The organism is Paenibacillus chitinolyticus NBRC 15660, assembly GCF_000739915.1.
In the GTDB taxonomy this organism is placed as follows: domain Bacteria; phylum Bacillota; class Bacilli; order Paenibacillales; family NBRC-103111; genus Paenibacillus_F; species Paenibacillus_F chitinolyticus.
The window spans coordinates 269876-288565 of the sequence record NZ_BBJT01000002.1; the positions used below are offsets into that span (position 1 = coordinate 269876).

The following is an 18690-nucleotide window of genomic DNA, read 5'->3' on the forward strand; positions in this document are numbered from 1 at the left end:
AAAAGTGTGCCCACCGCTAACATTGGATGACTTCTGATCGTCATATCCGCACAGATTCAAACGAATTGCTTACAGGGAAAGTCATCTCCATTGCGGTTCCTGCCTGCAGCTCCGACTGTACCGTTAGGGAAATCCCGATTTTGAGCGCGACAATCCGTGCAAGATACAGCCCCAGTCCGGTTGCCGCATTTAGCAATCTGCCGTTTCCTCCGGTAAATCCTTTATCGAAAATACGCGGCAAGTCATGCGGGGCAATGCCCGGACCTTCATCTTTAATCGTGATTCTGATAGGACCGTCAGGCAAGACCGTCGTCGACAGAAGAATCATTCCACCTGCCGGACTATATTTGACCGCATTCGTTAACAATTGTCGGATGATGAACCGGCACCATTTGCGGTCGGTCCTTACATAAGCCTCTTCGCCGTAAAATTCCACGGCAATGTTTTTCTCCACACACCAAGAGGCCAGCTCGCGTACTTCCAGGGCGGCAAGTTTCTGAATCCCTGTCTCTTCCAGCAGGTAGTCCGCCTCCAGCGATGGCAACCGTGAAATGTATAATTGCTGGTCGATGAGCAGATGAATCCGCAGCCATTCCGATTCAATTTTGCGCAGCGCCGGATCGCTTCTAAGTGTATCTATCGTTAATTTCATCGCGGTCAGCGGCGCTTTCACTTCATGGACCCAGGCGGCAACATACTCCTCTTCTACCGTCCGGGCTCTACTGCTGTCTGAAAGTTTATGCGAGTACCAGTGCCCGGCCGCCCGCAAGAGCCGATTCGCGGCTTTTTCATGATAGAAGTAAGCGGGGGGCAATGCTTCCATCCAATCTTCTTCCAGCTTTTCCGCCAGTTCCGCCACGGCGCGTCCGAATTTCATTTCTTTTCGAAAGCGCCACCCGAGAAAGATTGCCATGGACACAAGTAACAGCATGTTTAAATACAGCATCGAGACAGCTTGTATCGCAATCCCCCTGTCGATCCATAGCAGCAAGTCCACGAATAACAAGGAAAGCAGATAGAAAACAATCCAGCTTTTCCTGTCAGCCAAATAACGGAGCAGCAAGTCCTTTCCTCCTCACATCGTGGCGGCCATATAGCCGAACCCTTTCTTCGTTACGATGGCTTCTTCCAGTTGAAATACCGTAAGTTTCTGGCGCAACCGGGTTATATTCGCGGTCAGCGTATTGTCATTGACGAAACGTTCGTCATCCCAAAGCTTGCGTATCAAATCGTCGCGGGATATCACGGTATCCCTCGCCTTCACGAGAACAACGAGTATATAAAATTCATTCCTTGTTAAAATCACGTCCTGCCCATGTTTGCGGATCAGCCCGCGCTTCAAATCAATGACGGAGCCGTTCCATACGATAAGATCGGCCGCTTCCTCCGCGTAAGCATACGTCCGGCGAAGAATGGCCTGAACTTGGGCCAGAAGCACGTCCATATGGAACGGCTTTTGAATATAATCGTCCGCTCCCATATTCATTGCCATCACCATATCCAGAGGATGATCGCGCGAGGATAGAAACAGAATCGGCACTTTCGAAACTGCCCGAATCTCCCGGCACCAGTGAAACCCGTCATACATCGGGAGCTGGATATCGATAATGACCAGCTGGGGCTGCACGTTAATAAACGTGTTCATGACGTCATCATACCGCTCCGGCCCCGTAACGTGAAACGACCATTGCTCCAATCTCTCCTTCAAGGAACGAAAAATGGCAGCATCGTCTTCGATAATAAAAATGTTGATATCCATAACGGCCAACCCCCTTTTCACCATTGTCCGCTGTTATGGTTCCTAACGCAATGTATCCGCAACTTTTTTCATCCCATCATTCTCGTTCGGCATATGGAAAGAACATTCGCACCGTTATTCCCCAAACAAAAAGGAGGAGAAAATATCTCCCCCTGAACACTTGTTCTAAACAAAATATGCGTTCTCACCTGCCGCGTCAGCGGATAAATGTCGGTTTCCTTACTTGGGAAGCAGCATCGTGAACAACATGGCCGCCAGCTCCTGCTTGTTTAACGCCCGCTGTGAGCCATAGTCGATCACGCCGCCGGATTCGGTTACCTCCGGTCCGTGCAGCTTCCAGATCACTGCGGAACTGACGGCATCCGCCGCCCATTCCGACGTGCCGGGCGCGAGTCTAGCCGTCGAATCCGGTACCCTGATTCCCGTTTCAACCAGTAAGCGGAAAACGATAGATGCCGCTTCTTCCCGGGTAATCGGACGGTCCGGTTCGAACAAGCCGTTGCCCGTCCCATTCAGGATGCCGGCCTCGACGGCCGCTTGGATATCTTTTCGATACGGAGAAGTTTCTATGTCTTTAAATGAGGATGGATGTGCGGACCCGGGAATGCTCCATATCGCGTTAAAAGCATGGATGAAGGCTCCCCTGGAGACCGCTTCCTGCGGTTGAAACGGCTGTGACCGCTCATCCGTCAAGAAGCCGAGCGACTTCAGGCCAAGGATGTAGGTGGCATACGGATGACCGACCGGTACGTCCGGATACCCTTCCTGGTTCTCCGGTATTTTGGCCCCATAGCTGAATACATTTAAGTATTTCAGATAGGCTATGCGTCCATCGGCATCCTTCTTGAAGGCAAGCGGTTTTCCTTGTTCATCCACAAACAGCAGATCGTCGACCTGCTTCAGCCGGTGGCGTCCGGATACATCGCTCACAAGAAGAGAACCGTCTCCTGCCGCTTCGACTCGGGTCAGTAATTTAATCCGCAAATCGGAATACAAGCCCTCGAATTTGGCGAGAGCATTCTGGGGCTGAGGCTTATAACCCTCCGGCCCGAATGTCGATTTACGAGCGGCATAATAATGATCCATAAAGGCGGCAAATAAGTCGTTTCGCAAATCCCCGTTCGAATTATAAGAAACGAAAATACCTGTTTTGCGGTCAGGCAGCAGCCACAACAATGAGCTAAAGCCTAGAATATCGCCTCCTTTGGAGATGACGTCTTCCCCGTTTGCACGAGAGGGATCCACAGGAGATTCAAAGCCATAGGTCATATCGGGAACATCCCGATGGATGGCCGTGTGGTAGGTCGACATCCCCTTCACCGATTCAGGGGACAAAATAACCGTGCCGTCAGGAGCCCGGCCGCCGCCGAGGAAAGCTTTCATGAACAGAGCCATATCGGAGGCTGTCGATATCATACTCCCCTCCGGCCATTCGCGCGGTGACAAATCGTACACCGGAATGGCGCTGTTCGCCGGATCGTAAGCCTTTACCAGCCGCTCGGACAATTCATTGTTCAGGCTGAAGCTGCTTGAGGTCATCCCGAGCGGATCGAACAAATTCTTCTGCATATAACTCCCGAAAGGTTCTCCGCTTGCTTGCTGGACGATGTACCCTAGCAGCTTCGACGCGAAATTATCGTACATGTAGGACATTCCCGGCTTTCGTACGACCGGCGGAAACTGATGGAAGATGCTTTCTTTTAATGTAACCGGCTTCTGAGAATCATTCGTCAAAAAATCGGCATCTGAAGCTTCGCGCACTTCAAAACCGGTTGTATGCGTCAATAGATTCTCGATTGTAACCGGTGTATCGAAGGGATTGGTTATTTTGTACCCGTCCAGGTACGTTTCAATATTGTCCCCAAGCGAAATTTTCCCTTGTTCGACGAGTTGCATGACGGCAGCCGCCGTGAACACTTTGGAGACAGAAGCGATTCGAAAGGTAGACCGGCTTGCGTCTACCTGCGATTGCGACATTCGATCGGTTACGCCGTAACCTTTGGAGACGAGCACTTTCCCGTCATGAACGACGGATATCACAGCCGCCCCGGCTTTTTGCTTAATGGCATCGTTGGCGAAGAAACCGTCCAGAAACGCCTCGACTTCCTTGCCGTCATGCGGACCGTTCGTAAAATCTCCCGGGGCGGGACTTCCGATTGAGGAAGGCCGTTTACCGGAAGCAAGCGAGTTCGGTGCCGGCTGGTGAAATGCATACACAGCTGATTCCGCAAAGAGGCTCTGGGCCAGTAATGCGGCCAGAATGCAAAACGTGCGGCGGGATCGATTTTTTTGTTTATTCAATTTAAATCCTCTCCTTACTCTGTATTCATGAAACTTGTAACCGCAGGCGACAAAGAATTTAGGTTTGGGGGGAACTCATTTAAGGTTGAACGGCCGTCCGTACACCGTAATTGTATGGTTTCGATTCGGCACTGTCGTTGGATTTCGGTGATAATCTAGTGGGGAAACGTTACAATGTTGTCACGTTCGGATCCACTCCCTATCATTGGGGGATTGAATTAGTAGTACCCTCCGACTCGTCCATACACGGAAAAGGATAGATGTTCTTGTCCGGTGCGAAAGACAAGAACATCTATCCTTGTTATAAAACGGATTGCGCTCTAAGCCGGTCTAACCTTGCGTGCTGCCCTGAGCAGCCTTTAATTTTGTGGGGGATTATCCCTTTGTCTGCGTTTGAATTTGCCGGGCAACCCGTTCTCCCAGTTCCGCCGACGCTTGGTACAGATAGCTTAAGACCACACTTTGCGTTCCATGGGATATGCCGGCAAGATCGGCGGAAAGGTTCTCCGCCAGATGCTCTTGCTGCACAGGAGGCAGAGCGCGATAGTACTCGCCAGCCTGTGTAAAATTGTCCGGTTTGGGCAGTTCGGACCGTATGAGACGGCCCTCCACATATCTGCCGTTACCACTGGTCACAAGGGAATCGGGCGACCAATTTTGTTGATGATTGACAGGAATTTTGCGGAAATCCGGACCTAACCGCCGGCGCTGAGAATCCCAGTAAATATTCGCGCGGCCTTGCAGCAGCTTATCGTCCGATAGCTCAGCTCCATCCAAGAGATTGGACGGCGAGAAAGCTATTTTCTCCACCTGATCCATATAGTTGTCCGGATTGCGGTTCAGTACCAGCCGGCCTACCGGCAGCAAAGGGTATTGCTTCTCGTCCCAGACCTTCGTATCATCCAGCGGATCAAAAGGAAGATTGGCTTCATCGTCCGGGTTCATAAGCTGTACATGCAGCCCGTATTCAACGGTTTTGCCCGCTGCCAGGGTATCAAATAAATCTTTGCCTGCAAAATCCGGATTCTCGCTCAATCGGGCCGCTTCACGACGGTCTATAACCTGTACGCCGGCAAACGGTATCCAGTGGTATTTTACATAGGTGCGGACGCCCCGTGCGTTTCTCCACACATAGGTATTTACACTATGACCCGGAATATGGCGATAGCTCTTAACCGTGCCCGCGTCCGAGTAGAGCCTGACCAGGAAATGAGTGGATTCGGGCGCTCTGGCAACGAAGCTCCACAACCGTTCCGGATCGATCAGGTTGTTTACCGGCGAGGGCGAAAAGGCTTGAACGAACTCCGGAAAACGAATGGCGTCCCGTACGGAAAATACGGGAATATGATTGCAGAGCAAATCAAAAACACCTTGTTCCGTGTAAAACTTGGTGGAAAAACCGCGCACATTGCGGGAAGTGTCCGGGGTGCCTTTGTTGCTTACGGCAAGGGAAAACCTCACGGTGACGGGAACCTGCTGGCCGGGATTTTGTAAAAAGCAGAGCTTGGTGTAGGCCGCCATGGAATGGACGGTCTGAAAGTAACCGAAGGCACCGGAGCCTTTCACGTGCACCGGCCTTTCGATCATTTTTGTATGTACAAAGGTTTCCAGTGTTTCGTGTAAAAGATTGTCCTGCTCGAGTACCAGACCTCTTTCGCCTATCGTCTGTGAATGGAAGACTTCCGGTGTGTTCCCCGCCCATTGCGCAGGAATGCGGCCTCTAGGAGGCTCCTCCTTCGGTACATGCTGTGCCGCAGGTTTCTGCGGAGAACCGCTGCGTGAAGATGCTGCATCTGATTGAAACCGTCCGTTGTTTCCTTCCATAATCATCGTCCCTCCCACACGTCCATTTTTCCGGCTACCTTATTGTATATGTGGAGCTTCGGAACATTTATACCCCTGTACCGTCTATCCTGGAACGACATTGGCTTTATTTTCTACTACGTCACGCGCCCGCCCCCGGAAATGCCCATAGACGGCTATCCATAAATAAGAGAAGAAGATCACCCCGGGGAGTGATCTTCTTCTCTCATGTATGGATTTTAAAGCTGACTGACCGCGTGATCGGCCGGCTGTTCTACTGGATCGATTCCAGGTGCTCGCCCAGACGATCCCACGTTTCGGTGATGCCTTGCAGCATGCCCATATCCAGCACCTGCTTCAAGCCCTCGGCCGTTGCATATTCGCCTTTGCTGATGACTTTGGTGCCGCCTTCAACTTCGATGAACGTCAGCGTGCAGACCGTGGCCGGCATCGTTTCCGCAATGTTGCCTTCCGCGTCGGAGAAATAGTCCGTGTACACGATCTTCTCCGGTGCCTGGATCTCGCTGTATACCGCTTTGCCCCACGATTCCATACCGTAGAAGTCGCCCTGATTTTTGTCCTCGCATTTCATGCAATAATGCCAAACGCCGCCGACACGGAAATCCATGTTGCATACCGGAATGCTCCAGCCTCTCGGACCCCACCAGTGCTTCAGATGCTCGGCCTGTGTGAAGGCCTCGAAAACCAGCTCACGGGGAGCTTTGAATACGCGCTCCAGCGTCAGTGTTTTGTCTTCTACCTTGGATGTCATTGGATTGGTCATTGTAAATTCCTCCTCAATAATTGGGTTCTCTTCCATCAGTCTTGCCGATCTTCCCCGCTTTCCCGGCCCTGCAGCTTCTGCAAATAGTCGTCCAGACGGTCGAATCGTTCCTCCCAGATGACGCGATAGCTTTGGAGCCATTCATCCAGTTCCCGGAAAGGTTCCGGCTGGAGGCTGTAGATTCGCCGATTCGCATCCGCCTGTGCCTTAACAAGGCCCGCTTCGCTCAGAACACGCAAATGCTTCGATGCCTGAGGCTGGCGCATCTGCAGCCGCTCCGCAATTTCCCCTACGGTGAGCGGACATTCTCGGAGCAGATCCAAAATCAGCAGCCGGTTGGGCTCGGCAAGAGCACTCATGACGCGAGCGTCCATCGTCATCATCCATTCTCTGCCGGTCTTGTAAGGATGTGTCCGGAGTCGTTGTTCGGATTGCTTTTCCTTGCTGAAATCAATATACCACATAAGGAATATTCCCGTAAAGGAATATTTATATCCGCTTATAGAGTCATCATCCCTGCCGGATGACCGCCTCTATTATCGTTACGTTTCGTAAAGACTGAAGTGTATTTGTATGCGAAGACCGGTGATTTTTCCCAAACTCAAGGCCGATTCTGACGATTCGTTTGATTTTATCTTATAGGGATTACGAATAGTTTCCGTTTGCCGGTTGCGTGCTATAATTTACCCGAGGAGGTTAGCGTATAGATGGACTCTATCGACATGAAAATCATCCGGTTGCTTGAAGAGGACGGGAGACTTTCTCATGAAGAGATAAGCAAATGTCTTCACATTTCCCGTCCGGCTGTTCATCAGAGAGTCGCGAAGCTTGAAAAAAACGGAATTATTAAAGGATATCGCGGCATCGTAGATTGGAGTCGATTGGAACAAAAAATCAAAGCTTATATTTATGTCAAAATGAAGTGTCTAAATTTTAGAGAGACTTCGGATAAAATCGTGGCTCTCCAGGTCAGAGATGTTACTATCCTGGAATGTCAACGGCTTGCGGGAGAATGGTGCATGATGCTTAAAGTGCGGGTATCCGCCCCCGAGCAACTTACCAATTTAATCGATGAAATGGTTAAAATTCACGAGGTTCAGGAAACCTCCACGACTTTCATTTTGTCTACCATGTATGAAAATGGGCGAAAAGAAAATTGAGTCCGCCCTATCCGTAGCGTTTTTGATTAGACAGGAAGGAGCAAGACTATGAAACAGCCTCCGGGGACAGATCTTACTCAGGCGGGAACTTCCAAATTTCTCGGCACTGCAGCCGCTTTGATGTCGGTTTATTTGTTCTGGGGCGGGACCTACCTCGGAATGAAAGTCGCTATTGAAACGATCCCGCCTTTTACGATGGGAGGAGTTCGTTTTCTAAGTGCCGGGTTAATCTTATACGTGCTGGCGCGATTGACAGGGGAAAAACGCCCCAACGCCGAAGAATGGAAAGGCGCGGGAATTACAGGCGCCTTGCTGCTGCTAGGCGGAAACGGGGTCGTAGCTTGGGCCGAACAGCGTGTCCCCTCCGCCATTGCCTCTCTGCTGGTCGCTACCGTTCCTTTATGGATGCTCGTATTCGGTTGGATGGGCCGCAGCCGAAATAAGCCCTCAACTGGTATCGTGGCGGGCCTGTTACTTGGTTTCGCGGGAATTGTCATTCTGGTCGTCCATCCCGGTTCGTCTTCTGGCGGAAATCTGGATATGCTGGGGATCGTCTCTCTCCTGCTCGCTTCCGTCTCCTGGTCAATCGGTTCTTTGTATTCCCGCAAAGCCAATCTTCCCGAATCGCCGCTGCTGTCTACCGCTCTCCAAATGATCATCGGCGGAGCTTTGCTTTTAATCACTGCGCTTGTCCTGGGTGAATGGTCCGGATTACAACCGAGTACAATCACCCTTCGTTCTTATGCGGCCCTCGGATATTTGATCGCATTCGGTTCTATCGTCAGTTATACGGCCTACATCTGGCTGTTAAAACATGCGGAACCCGTACTGGTTTCCACTTATGCCTTTGTCAATCCCGTCGTTGCCGTATTTCTGGGCTGGTCCCTGGCCGGCGAACAGTTGTCCCCCAATTCGCTGACGGCCGCTGTCTTCATTGTAGCCGCGGTTGTCGTGATTACGCTCTCCCGAAAAGGCAAAGGCGCGAGAAAACCACCCGGCCGGTCGGCATCCGTTACCAGCCGCGATTGAACGACATTTTAAACGGTTACGCCAAAAAACAAGCCATTCTCTTCGTCCGATCTAGAAGAATGGCTTGTTAACACAGAACCATACTATGGTTAATAAGCTTCTGTGGTGTTCAGGGAAAATACCCTGCAACTTAATAAGGTTACGGTTTAATAAAACGACGACAGGCCTTAGGAGATTAGGGTTTGTCGTTTTTTGATGAATAAAACGTACAAACAGCGCTCACATTCATGGAGTAATAGTAGTCTGGTTTAAAAGTTTACTAATAGGATAGATTATCATCCAATCAATTACTGGCAGCCGTTCATATCCTATAGCAAATCTACCAAAAGGAGAGGAATGTGTATGCCATTTTCTACAGGTGTAATTACCAATACGAGAGACTTCGGTACCGCATCTTCTAACATTGTTATGAACGTCAGAAACTTGGATACCACAAACCCGGTAACCGTTACGGTGCAGATATTCGCTTCTGTAAACTCCACTACATTCTACACGGCCTATCTGATATCGTATGTAGTTCCTGCAAATTCTTATAATGTTAGAGAATTTTTTATTGCCGGGAACACCTCTTATGAAGTTCAAATTAACACGACTTCCGTTGTAACTCCCAATGCGTTACTCTCTGTGTTCGGTATCGACGGATTTGGAAACCTTGTCACGGATCAACGTATTCTTCAATCCGAATTAAGCTTTATTCCGTCACTTAGTCCAGTTATGTAAATAGGCTTTCTTGTGAGTGCCATACTTTCAAAAATACATTCTTCACATTCGATTGTGAAGGATGTACATAAAAATGTTCACCCTATTTACGTGATCTTTTTACGTCCGACGCTATAGCGTCTCATCGAACTGGGAACACCTTTAATCTCAAGAATACCGTCATAAATCAACTGCCTCACCCGGTATTCAAAATAAGCGTCTCCGATAAATTGCTCACAATAGCCCATCGCTTCTCCAATCAGACGAGCTGTTTTCAGATAACCATGATCAGAGGCCGGTCTTAGCTTGTCCAGCTTGCCCAGCAAGTACATGTCATAATAATTATCGGGCACCTCAGCCACTGCTCCATCACGCCAAATTCGAAGTGTTCCGCTTTGCTTCGAAATTGTTTGCCATTCCCGCTCCAACCGTGTCCTATCCGCATCTCTCAGGCAGCTGTTATCCTTCATGCGGACAAGCGCCGCCTGCAGTTTGTCTGACGGAATCTCTCCCGAGTGCCTGTAGCTGATCGCGGCATCCGGACGGTTATCAAGCTCCTCACAGATTGCGCAAGCATCATAAAGCACTAAAGAATTGGACCGCCCGCTTAACAAACGGATCGCGTGCAGCATTCCCGTCTGCTCGCATGCGTTGCGGCTGGTCCAGATAATTACCTTCGCCTGTTCCGGAATTTTGTTGACCTGTTCCAGTAACTGATTGTAATCCTCTTCCGGGTCATCGCAAACTTCACATGCCTCGGTAATATGGTCCTGAAACCAGTCCCACCTTGCTTTCCATCCTTCGTATAAGTCCAAGCCGCGAATCGGTCCAATGGCGTAGTTCTCGCTCAGCGTAATCACCTTGTGAGTGCCCGACCAGTTGAGCTGGTTCAGAGCCACTTTTAGGCTGCCCGCAAAAGAATCGCCTACAACAAAATGGACATGGGTACAGGTCGGAACCGGGTCCCAGGCCGCCCTTTTTTCTGCGGATTCAATTAATTCGTCATACAGCTCAATGAGTTCGGAAATCGCTTTTTCCCGCGGCGCTTCCCGCTCTTTCAGCTTCCTGATTTGTTCCAAAGCAAATCCCAGATAAAGCTTCGTGCCTTGATTCCCCAAACGATCAAATACCCTAGCGATCCCCGGTTTACCACCCATTTCTATCCTCCCTCTCTTTTCCTTTAGAAGCTTTTCAATATAAATTTTACAGCCTTTTACGCCTAGGCAGAACCGCTTGGCAGGATTAACAGAAACCCAAGTAAGATAATCATCATAAATAAATAACGTTCAAATTTATCGGCCGAAATTCGCTTATTCAAAAGAACACCCAGTCCGGTAGCCGCGAGAATAGCGGGTAAAGAGTACCCGTACAAAACAAATGCATCCAACGTCCATAACCCGCCAAGTGCATGTCCTGTCACAACGAGTAAGCCGGATATAAGAAAATGAGCCTGCAGCGTCCCCCGAAAGCGATCCGGATTCCAGCGCCGCAAAGTACCGTAAACAACGACCGGCACACCGTTAAAATTATAGGCGCTGCCAAGAACTCCGGAAGCAAAACCGAACGGCAAAACCCATCCTCGGTTGTTAAGCAGCGGCCGCCCGATTTTCCGGGAGAGTATCTTCTTCAATAAGGAATAGCAGCCGAAAATGATTAAGAAAATACCAAGTGCGGAAGTAATCACGATAGAAGGAACAAGATGAAGCATAATAAGCCCGAAAGGAATACCGATTACGGTGGAAGCGGCCAATCGAATCAGGACAGGACGTTCAACATGGCGCCAACCGCTGAACACGGTCAGCAAAGCAACGGTCAGTCCCACCAAACCGATCAGGGCAACCGACGTTTGTAGAGGCACCGGCAGCAGGGCAAGCAAAGGCATGCTCACGATCGCCTCCCCGAAGCCGAACATAGATTTCATGAAGACGCCGACAAAAACCGCAGCAACCACCAGCACGATCAGAGAGATAGTCATAGTTCCCTCCCGCCGGCTAAGTAAGACCGCCCGTTCAACGAATTTGCATCAAAAATTAAATAACGCATAGAACCCCTCCTTTTTATACAGGACTATATAATATCACACTATATTCCTGTATAAAATACGATTTCTAACGGGTTATATGCGGTATATATGCGTTTCAAAGACTATCAAACAAGATCCTACACATAAGTTTATTGCGAAGGCCATAAGCGCGCACACATGGGTTCTGATAGGGTGTTGAATTTATGAATTGTTCCATTTGCAGCCGCATGTTTCTCCTTCATCAGAAAACGATACATGTCTTTGACCTGGGACAAGAACATGTATCGTTAACCAATCACCCATTTTGTCTTAACCGTTTTTGTAATCCATAATGCGGTAATACATCTTTCTATCCTTCAGTTTAAGGAAATGGGAACTTGCCGGATAAAGATTAGCTTCAATAATTCCGATACGTCCTTTCCGGTTTATTCCGACGTCCAGTCCATATATACGGTGTCCCGGAAAAAATGCGCTTAATCTTTTCGCGGAACGTATGGAAACACGATCAATATGGGACTCTAACGCACTGGCGGACAGGTGCCGAACGGAAGATCGTCTAATGCCGGATTTAAAACGGTGCAATGTCCCCTTACTCCGTGTATGGTTGGAAACGATATAACCTTTACCTGCAACTTTGATGACCTTTCCTGTGACTACCCATTCAGATGAGTACATTCTCCGTTGAATGATGACTCTCATATCAAAAGGGCGTTTGTTGATGGTTGGACGAGTAATTCTGCGTTGAACCATATAACTGGCGTATCCGATTTTTCTTCTAATATAACGATACGTATTGGTTCGACCCCGAATTATAATTTTTCTGTTCTCGTAACGTACGGCGTACTTATGATTTCCTTTCCATGAGACTTGAATGACCCCCCGTCCACGGCTCCCCCACACCGGTTTCACGATAACATGCGTGTACTTGGAGAGAAGTTTCGAAAAATTATGCCGGGTCAGGAGCCTCGTTTTGAGTACGTAACGTTTTAGAGATGCATGCCTTCTCAATATCAAATATTTGTACCACTTATTTCTTGTATTCGATCCCATAGGACTCCACCTTTCTCATCCGCATTTTAGGCTACTGAGATAGCGTTCAAGCAGTTCCAAAAATAATTCCATTTCCTTGTACGTTATATCGCCTATATTGGCAATCCGGAACGTATTTAGTTTCTCAAGTTTGCCGGGATAAATCATCATGCCGTTGCTGTAAAAATAATCATGCATAGATTGAAAGTTATAACCCGCACATTGAGGTTCGAGAATGGAAGTAAGGATTTTGGAATGATGCTCTTCGGGGACGATATAGGTTAGCCCCAATCGGGTTAACCCGTTAATTAAGGTTTTCCAGGATGTCGCGTACCTTTCGTACCTTTTATCTACTCCCTCCTGCTTTAATTCCTCAATCGCTTGTTTAAGCGCATATAAGGTTTGGACTGGAGGAGTAAACCGCATCTGCCCATGTTCCGCAAAATAGTTGTATTGAGCATACAAATTCAAATAATAGCTTCTTGGTTTCTGGTCTTTCAAATGCTCCAATTTATTTTTTTCGGCTATCACGAACGATACCCCGGCCATTCCCTGTAAGTTTTTGTTGGAGCTAGCCGCCAGATAGGCAATGTTCATTTCCTTCAATTGAATCGGAATGGCCGCAAATGAACTCATGGCATCTACAATCATGTCGATTTGATACCTTTTGCATAATTCTCCGATATCCTTTATCTTGTTAAGCAGACCGGTTGTCGTCTCATGATGTACGACGGCCAGATGGGAGATGGTGCGTTTGGAGGATTGGATGTGCCTTTCTAAATCAGCCAAATCAATAGCATCATCGGGAGGGCTTTTGAATTCAAAATAGTTCACTCCATAAACCTTCGCTATCTCGCACATCCGTTTTCCATAGGCTCCATTATTGACAATGACCACCGTATCGTGATTCGGGACCGAACTGATGATGGATTCTACCGCTGCCGTACCCGATCCGCCAAACAATATGGTCGTATAATGATCCGGATCTGCAACCAGCCGGGTAAGTTCTGTGGAAATATACTCCATAATTTGACCGAACTCGGCTTCGCGAGGACAAATATCCGGAACCACCTGTGAGCGTTTCACACTTTCTGTAGTCGTTGCCGGACCAGGGGTAAGTAAGACGTTTTTCTTGACGGAGGAATTCATGAACCGCCCACTTCCTTGTCCTTCAAAGGATCGTTATGAATAAAACGCTGCAGACGTTCTTTTACTTCGTGAGGCTTCATATGCGGGCGAGCAAGCTGATCCTTGGAATTTTTGGATATTTTCAGGAGCACGAACGTAAGTCCTTTGTTTACTTTCCATTCCTGTAAAAAAGTTTGCAGCTCCTCGAGACTGTGAACGTGAACCGAGTTCGTATATCCGCAGGAAGCGGCAATATCTATAAAATCAATAGAATGGGATACCGTACTTTGCCCGCCTGTCGATTCATGAGCGTTATTATCGAGCAGAATATGAATCATGTTGGCCGGATGATAATACGCGTTGGTTGCCAGGCTTCCCATACGCATCAGGAGAGAACCGTCTCCGTCAATGACGACGATATCTTTGCTTGGTTGGCTCAAAGCCAACCCAAGTCCTAAAGAACTGATGCATCCCATAGAACCTACCATGTACAGGTTGTTATCCGCATCTTCGATTTCATACAATTCGCGTCCGGTTTTACCCGTTGTCGCGAGCTGTACGGTATTGCCGTCTTTCACGGAGTTAATCGCAGACAATGCATCATACCGCGTAGGCATTTGATGATCCGCATAAGCATGCTGACGGATCTGATTTAAATGAATGGAGGTTTGCTGATTTCGCAGCTGCACTTTGTCAAAAGTGCCTTTCTTAACGACAAAAAAGAACGGGCGATTCCGGGCAATGTGCTCGTCAGCCTGAATCAGCTGCTTTTTTGCCTCCTCAAAATCTTTGGAAAGATACTGCCATTCCACATCCATCAAATCCAGCATTTGCGTTGTAATCTGGCCCATTAGTTCATGCTGAGGCTCATCAGGTATGCCCGGCTCTCCGCGAAGGCTGACAAATCCGAGCAGCGGAATAAGAAAAGGGTAATTAAGGGAGGTCAATGGCGAAACAGCGTTGGTTAGTCCTGAATTTTGCATAAGGACTACCGACTTCTTTCCCCCTACATAAGCTCCCGATGCAATAGCGACCGCATCTCCTTCGTTAGCCGCTGCAACATAATCGCATTCGTTTATGGCATAATTGATCAAGTTTTTTAAAAAGGAACAAGGAACACCGCTGAAAAAGGTATATCCTAATTTTTTCAACTCTTCTCCTAACAATTTGGTGTCCATTATGCATGCTCACCCGAATCCGGTTCTGACGACGGAAGGTATTGCTGTTCCGCAGCTTCCAGCTCTTCGGCCCCTTGAAGTCTGAATACTTCTTCCAGGGGTGCGACGTCTTTTTCGACATGAACCAGGCTTTGATCTCGATAAATTCGGTCAGATAAGTGTTTCATTGCTTGAATGGATGCCCTCAAATTATGGTTTGCCCAGATCACAAGGCTAATCCCCATCTCCTGAAACCTCACGGTTGGGGTCGTATAGTATTTGGTAGGCACGATCACTACCGGCAATCTTCCGGCCCATTCCTTCATAAACGCTTCAATCTCTGCGACATCCGATCTTTTGCTGTGTATAAATACGGCATCGGCTCCCGCCTTCCGGTACGCCTCCGCCCGCTCCAGCGCCACTTTAAGCCCTTTCCCCGTAATAAATGCTTCGACTCTGGCCACCACCGTAAAATCCTCGTCCGTTTGGGTATCTTTCATCGCCTTAATTTTTCCGGAAAACTCTTCGATATCAGCCAAAGACTGCTCTTGACCGTTAATAAAAGAATTCGTTTTGGGGAACTGCTTATCTTCAATACATACTCCCGCAATATGACGCTGCTCCAGCTTCTTCACTAGCCGTCTTGCGTTATTAAAGTTGCCGTACCCCGTATCTCCGTCCAACAAAATCGGGATGGAAGTAGCATCACTCATGAATTCCAAAACATCCAAAACTTGCGTCCAGGAGGCCTCATTGTTGTCCCTTACTCCCATCGCTGCAGAGATGGATAACCCGCTGGCCCAGATTCCTTTAAACCCCGCCTCCTCCACTATTTTGGCCGACAGACCATTATGGGCTTCCATAATAAACTCCGGTTTTTGTGAATGGATCAAGTCTCTAAACTGCTTTGTTTTTTTCATTGAAATGCTCTCCTTCTCCCCCTAGAGTAACGTGCATGGAACCTACTTTCGAATAAGTCGCTTGTTTCTTCGGATGGTCTTGATCATCGTACGATCGGAAAGTTGAGTAAATAACATGTGTCCAGGGCGTGAATTGGCCTCAATAATCCAAATACGGCCTTTTTTATCTATGGCAATGTCAACCCCCAATTCACGAACCGGGTGCCGTTTATTAATCGTTTTGGCTATGATGACGCACAGTTTGGAAATTTTGCGCGAATAGGTATTCGCTTTTGTGCGGTTGTGCTTAAAAAGACTGTAAAGTACCCGATTCAAAGATACTGCATGCCCTCCTTTAAGATAATTGGTAACATACTTACGAGGTGCCGCGACACGAGCGACCTCGCCGGAAACAACCCATTTCCCCCTCGGCTTCTGTAAGTAAATCCGGATGTCAAAAATCGACCCGTGGTACTTGGCTAAGCGAAGTCCTTTCTGTACCAAATACTGATGTCCAGGATTCCGGTATGACTTAATGGCTTTAAAGAGAAAACGAGATCGAACAACCTTTCGTCTTGAAGCACTACGAACCTCGTATCGTTTTTTCAATCTCTTGACCCGGATAATTCCGCTGCCGCCACTCCCGTGATTAGGTTTTATGAAGACCGATGAATAGGTTTTCAGCATTCGCTTGGTCCTCGATTTCGTAAACCAGCGGGTTTTAGGTAAATGCCGACGCAAAACGGGATGTTTCAACATGACTTTGTACTTTTTCATTTTTCCAACGGACACTGGTCATCCCTCTCGTCTTAATGTTTTGTAAAGCATGCTGTAAGCATATGCATCCGGATTTCCGCCTGCGTGGACCTCTGCCACGGTTTGAAATCAAGATTCATTTCATAAACGGCATATCCTTGCGGTTATAATTAAGAAAAATCCAAGGAGACAACCTTTCGGATAAGCTCAGTGTTCGGGATAAGAAAATAGACTGTCGCCAATCATAAAAATCCGCTGCCGGAGAGGTGGCAGCGGATCTTTTATTTCCAGCAAGATGATGGAAACGAAGCCTTAGTCAGTTTAATTCTTCATCGGCAGACTTCTAATGTTCATTCTTATCGTTAGTCCCGTCTTTCATCTTTATCGCTTAGCATGCTGTGCGATGACATCCGCCAAGTGTTCGGCATCTCGCCCCATCCATCCTATCAAAGCGGAGCCTCTGCAAGTTTGCCAAGGCAATCCCAAATAATACAATCCCTTCACTTTGCTGACACCGCCGCGATGAATCGGTTTCCCGCTGACATCTGCCGTTTCCGGAATGTCGCTCCACGAATAAGCGCTTCGAAAACCGGTGGCCCAAATGACAGTAGATACCTTCATCCGCGTTTCGTCCTTAAAGAGGACCCCTGCGGAGTCTGCATCTATTGCTCTTTGTTTCAAAGAAACGATTCTTTTTTTCAGGAGGGATTTTAATTCGGTCCCGTATACTTGCTCGGGCAGCTTTTTCAGCCAAGAACCAAGGAGAGACTCCGCGTTCGCTTTCAGCAAACCGAATCTCTCAAAATACCAGAAAATGTTTCTTCCGAACAATTGCATAGGCTTAAAACTCATGGGTCGGCTCACCGAGATCGTGACCTGCCTGCGACCGGAAAGTTCAACCGCGATTTGCGCACCCGAATTTCCGCCGCCGACGACCAGTACGGGACCGTCCGCAAGCTGGGATTCATTTTTATAGCCGGAAGAATGCAGCTGAACGATTTCTTTCGGCAGTTTTTTCGCAAAATCCGGGATGACAGGTTCTTGAAAAGGCCCCGTGGCCACAACCACTTGACGGGCAATAAAAGTTTCCTGTCCGGTTTCAATTTTAAACCCCCCTTCATGTTTTGAAAGGGAATGCACCTTCGTCTGATGCCGGATAGGCAGGGCGAAAGCCTTGGCATACGCCTCCAAGTAATCTGCCGTTTCATCCTTGGAAGGCAAACCGTCAGGCTCCCCCGGAAAGTTCATGCCCGGAAGGCTGCTGTACATCCTCGGTGTAAATAAAGTCAAGGAATCGTAGCGGGCTCTCCAGGAATCTCCGGTTCGCTTATGGGCATCCAGAATGAGGAAGGTTACTCCTTTCTGTTTCAGAAAATACCCCATAGCGAGACCGGCTTGTCCTCCGCCGATAATGATAACTTCCACATCGTTCATCTTCACATTTCCCCTGGCTGCGATTTTATCGTTTATCTAAGGTTCCTCCGACAAACCTTGAGCGAATGTACGAACACCGTACTGTAAAAAATCTTCGACTTTTACGATCGTTATTTTTTGACCGTAGAGCGAAGCGGATATAAAATAGCCGAGATTCATCCAAATAAAAGTCATCGCCGACGCTTCAAAATCGGTTCTCCGGATGACACCCTTCTCGTGCATACGCGTTAAATAGTCGACAAGCAGCTTCTTTAATTGAATCGGTATAGCGGCTGTTTTTTCGTCCAGTTCAGGAAACTGCCCGGTCTCTCTTAATCCGATCAACACCATCTCGCCATTGTGCTTCATAAACTCCTGGTACGCTTCCGCAACGCGGATCAGGTCGGATTGAAGCTCTCCCGTCAAGCTGTCAAAGACTTGATGAATGCCGGGAACATAGGAATACCGGTCCACTAAGGCGTCCAAAATCCCTTGTTTATTAACGAAATGGCGGAAAATCGTACTTTCGTTCACGCCGGCCGCTTGTGCGATTGCGCGTGTCGTCATGCCTTTGTACCCTTTTACCTTCATTAAAGAGATGGCGGCGGTTAAAATCTTATCCCGGGTTTCTTGCGCACTTTGTTCCATCTGCATCACCTTTCATGCATGCAAGTACTTGCTTGCATAGAGTATAACATGCCGGGACACCTTTTGAAAGGATCGTTCCGGCTGCATCGGCGTGACCAGAGG

Annotated in this window: 18 protein-coding genes; 3 read left to right on the plus strand and 15 right to left on the minus strand. The window is 48.3% G+C overall.

Annotated features, from left to right (window positions below):
* Positions 1 to 40: 40 nt before the first annotated feature.
* The 6 genes from PCH01S_RS02910 to PCH01S_RS02935 form a co-directional block, all read right to left on the minus strand.
* On the minus strand, positions 41 to 1063 hold the full coding sequence (locus PCH01S_RS02910) for a sensor histidine kinase (protein ID WP_042226637.1): 1023 nt from the start codon (positions 1061 to 1063) through the stop codon (positions 41 to 43).
* A 12-nt stretch (positions 1064 to 1075) separates the two neighbouring features.
* Entirely contained in the window at positions 1076 to 1759 is a 684-nt protein-coding gene (locus tag PCH01S_RS02915) for a response regulator transcription factor (RefSeq protein ID WP_042226638.1), read from the minus strand.
* 219 nt (positions 1760 to 1978) lie between these two features.
* Entirely contained in the window at positions 1979 to 4060 is a 2082-nt protein-coding gene (locus PCH01S_RS02920; RefSeq protein ID WP_053228633.1) for a serine hydrolase, read from the minus strand.
* Positions 4061 to 4435: 375 nt separating this feature from the next.
* Positions 4436 to 5884: a catalase gene (locus PCH01S_RS02925; protein ID WP_129112509.1), complete on the minus strand. Its 1449-nt coding sequence runs from the start codon at positions 5882 to 5884 to the stop codon at positions 4436 to 4438.
* A 253-nt stretch (positions 5885 to 6137) separates the two neighbouring features.
* On the minus strand, positions 6138 to 6647 hold the full coding sequence (locus PCH01S_RS02930) for an SRPBCC family protein (protein WP_042226640.1): 510 nt from the start codon (positions 6645 to 6647) through the stop codon (positions 6138 to 6140).
* A 35-nt stretch (positions 6648 to 6682) separates the two neighbouring features.
* Positions 6683 to 7021 carry an ArsR/SmtB family transcription factor gene (locus tag PCH01S_RS02935; RefSeq protein ID WP_084706532.1) on the minus strand — a complete coding sequence of 113 codons (339 nt, stop codon included), beginning with the start codon at positions 7019 to 7021 and terminating at the stop codon, positions 6683 to 6685.
* A gap of 333 nt (positions 7022 to 7354) precedes the next feature.
* Between PCH01S_RS02935 and PCH01S_RS02940 the strand changes: the two genes are divergently transcribed.
* The 3 genes from PCH01S_RS02940 (at position 7355) to PCH01S_RS02950 (ending at position 9556) form a co-directional block, all read left to right on the plus strand.
* Positions 7355 to 7807: an Lrp/AsnC family transcriptional regulator gene (locus tag PCH01S_RS02940; protein ID WP_042226642.1), complete on the plus strand. Its 453-nt coding sequence runs from the start codon at positions 7355 to 7357 to the stop codon at positions 7805 to 7807.
* Between the two features lie 48 nt (positions 7808 to 7855).
* Positions 7856 to 8836 (plus strand): drug/metabolite exporter YedA, encoded by a 981-nt coding sequence (gene yedA / locus PCH01S_RS02945; RefSeq protein ID WP_084706510.1) that lies wholly within the window; start codon positions 7856 to 7858, stop codon positions 8834 to 8836.
* Between the two features lie 342 nt (positions 8837 to 9178).
* Positions 9179 to 9556 (plus strand): hypothetical protein, encoded by a 378-nt coding sequence (locus PCH01S_RS02950; RefSeq protein WP_042226644.1) that lies wholly within the window; start codon positions 9179 to 9181, stop codon positions 9554 to 9556.
* An 86-nt stretch (positions 9557 to 9642) separates the two neighbouring features.
* Here the strand turns inward: PCH01S_RS02950 and PCH01S_RS02955 are convergent, their stop codons facing one another.
* The 9 genes from PCH01S_RS02955 to PCH01S_RS02995 form a co-directional block, all read right to left on the minus strand.
* Positions 9643 to 10692 (minus strand): DUF1835 domain-containing protein, encoded by a 1050-nt coding sequence (locus tag PCH01S_RS02955; RefSeq protein WP_241688691.1) that lies wholly within the window; start codon positions 10690 to 10692, stop codon positions 9643 to 9645.
* 62 nt (positions 10693 to 10754) lie between these two features.
* The gene (locus PCH01S_RS02960; RefSeq protein WP_042226645.1) at positions 10755 to 11510 is read right to left on the minus strand and encodes a sulfite exporter TauE/SafE family protein; all 756 of its coding nucleotides are present in this window, start codon (positions 11508 to 11510) and stop codon (positions 10755 to 10757) included.
* A gap of 357 nt (positions 11511 to 11867) precedes the next feature.
* Positions 11868 to 12608, minus strand: a complete 741-nt coding sequence (locus PCH01S_RS02965) for a YheC/YheD family protein (RefSeq protein WP_042226647.1) — start codon at positions 12606 to 12608, stop codon at positions 11868 to 11870.
* A 15-nt stretch (positions 12609 to 12623) separates the two neighbouring features.
* Positions 12624 to 13736, minus strand: a complete 1113-nt coding sequence (locus tag PCH01S_RS02970) for a 2-aminoethylphosphonate aminotransferase (RefSeq protein ID WP_042226648.1) — start codon at positions 13734 to 13736, stop codon at positions 12624 to 12626.
* Positions 13733 to 14893, minus strand: coding sequence for a phosphonopyruvate decarboxylase (gene aepY, locus PCH01S_RS02975; protein WP_042226650.1), 1161 nt, complete (start codon positions 14891 to 14893; stop codon positions 13733 to 13735). The genes PCH01S_RS02970 and aepY overlap by 4 nt, the downstream gene beginning before the upstream one ends.
* A complete protein-coding gene (gene aepX / locus PCH01S_RS02980) occupies positions 14893 to 15792 on the minus strand; it encodes a phosphoenolpyruvate mutase (protein WP_042226652.1) in 900 nt (299 codons plus the stop codon). The genes aepY and aepX overlap by 1 nt, the downstream gene beginning before the upstream one ends.
* 42 nt (positions 15793 to 15834) lie before the next feature.
* Complete coding sequence (locus tag PCH01S_RS02985) at positions 15835 to 16563, minus strand: YheC/YheD family protein (protein ID WP_042226654.1); 729 nt, start codon at positions 16561 to 16563, stop codon at positions 15835 to 15837.
* Positions 16564 to 16908: 345 nt separating this feature from the next.
* Positions 16909 to 17961 (minus strand): flavin-containing monooxygenase, encoded by a 1053-nt coding sequence (locus PCH01S_RS02990; protein ID WP_042226657.1) that lies wholly within the window; start codon positions 17959 to 17961, stop codon positions 16909 to 16911.
* Positions 17962 to 17997: 36 nt separating this feature from the next.
* A complete protein-coding gene (locus PCH01S_RS02995; protein WP_042226658.1) occupies positions 17998 to 18588 on the minus strand; it encodes a TetR/AcrR family transcriptional regulator in 591 nt (196 codons plus the stop codon).
* Between the last annotated feature and the right edge of the window lie 102 nt (positions 18589 to 18690).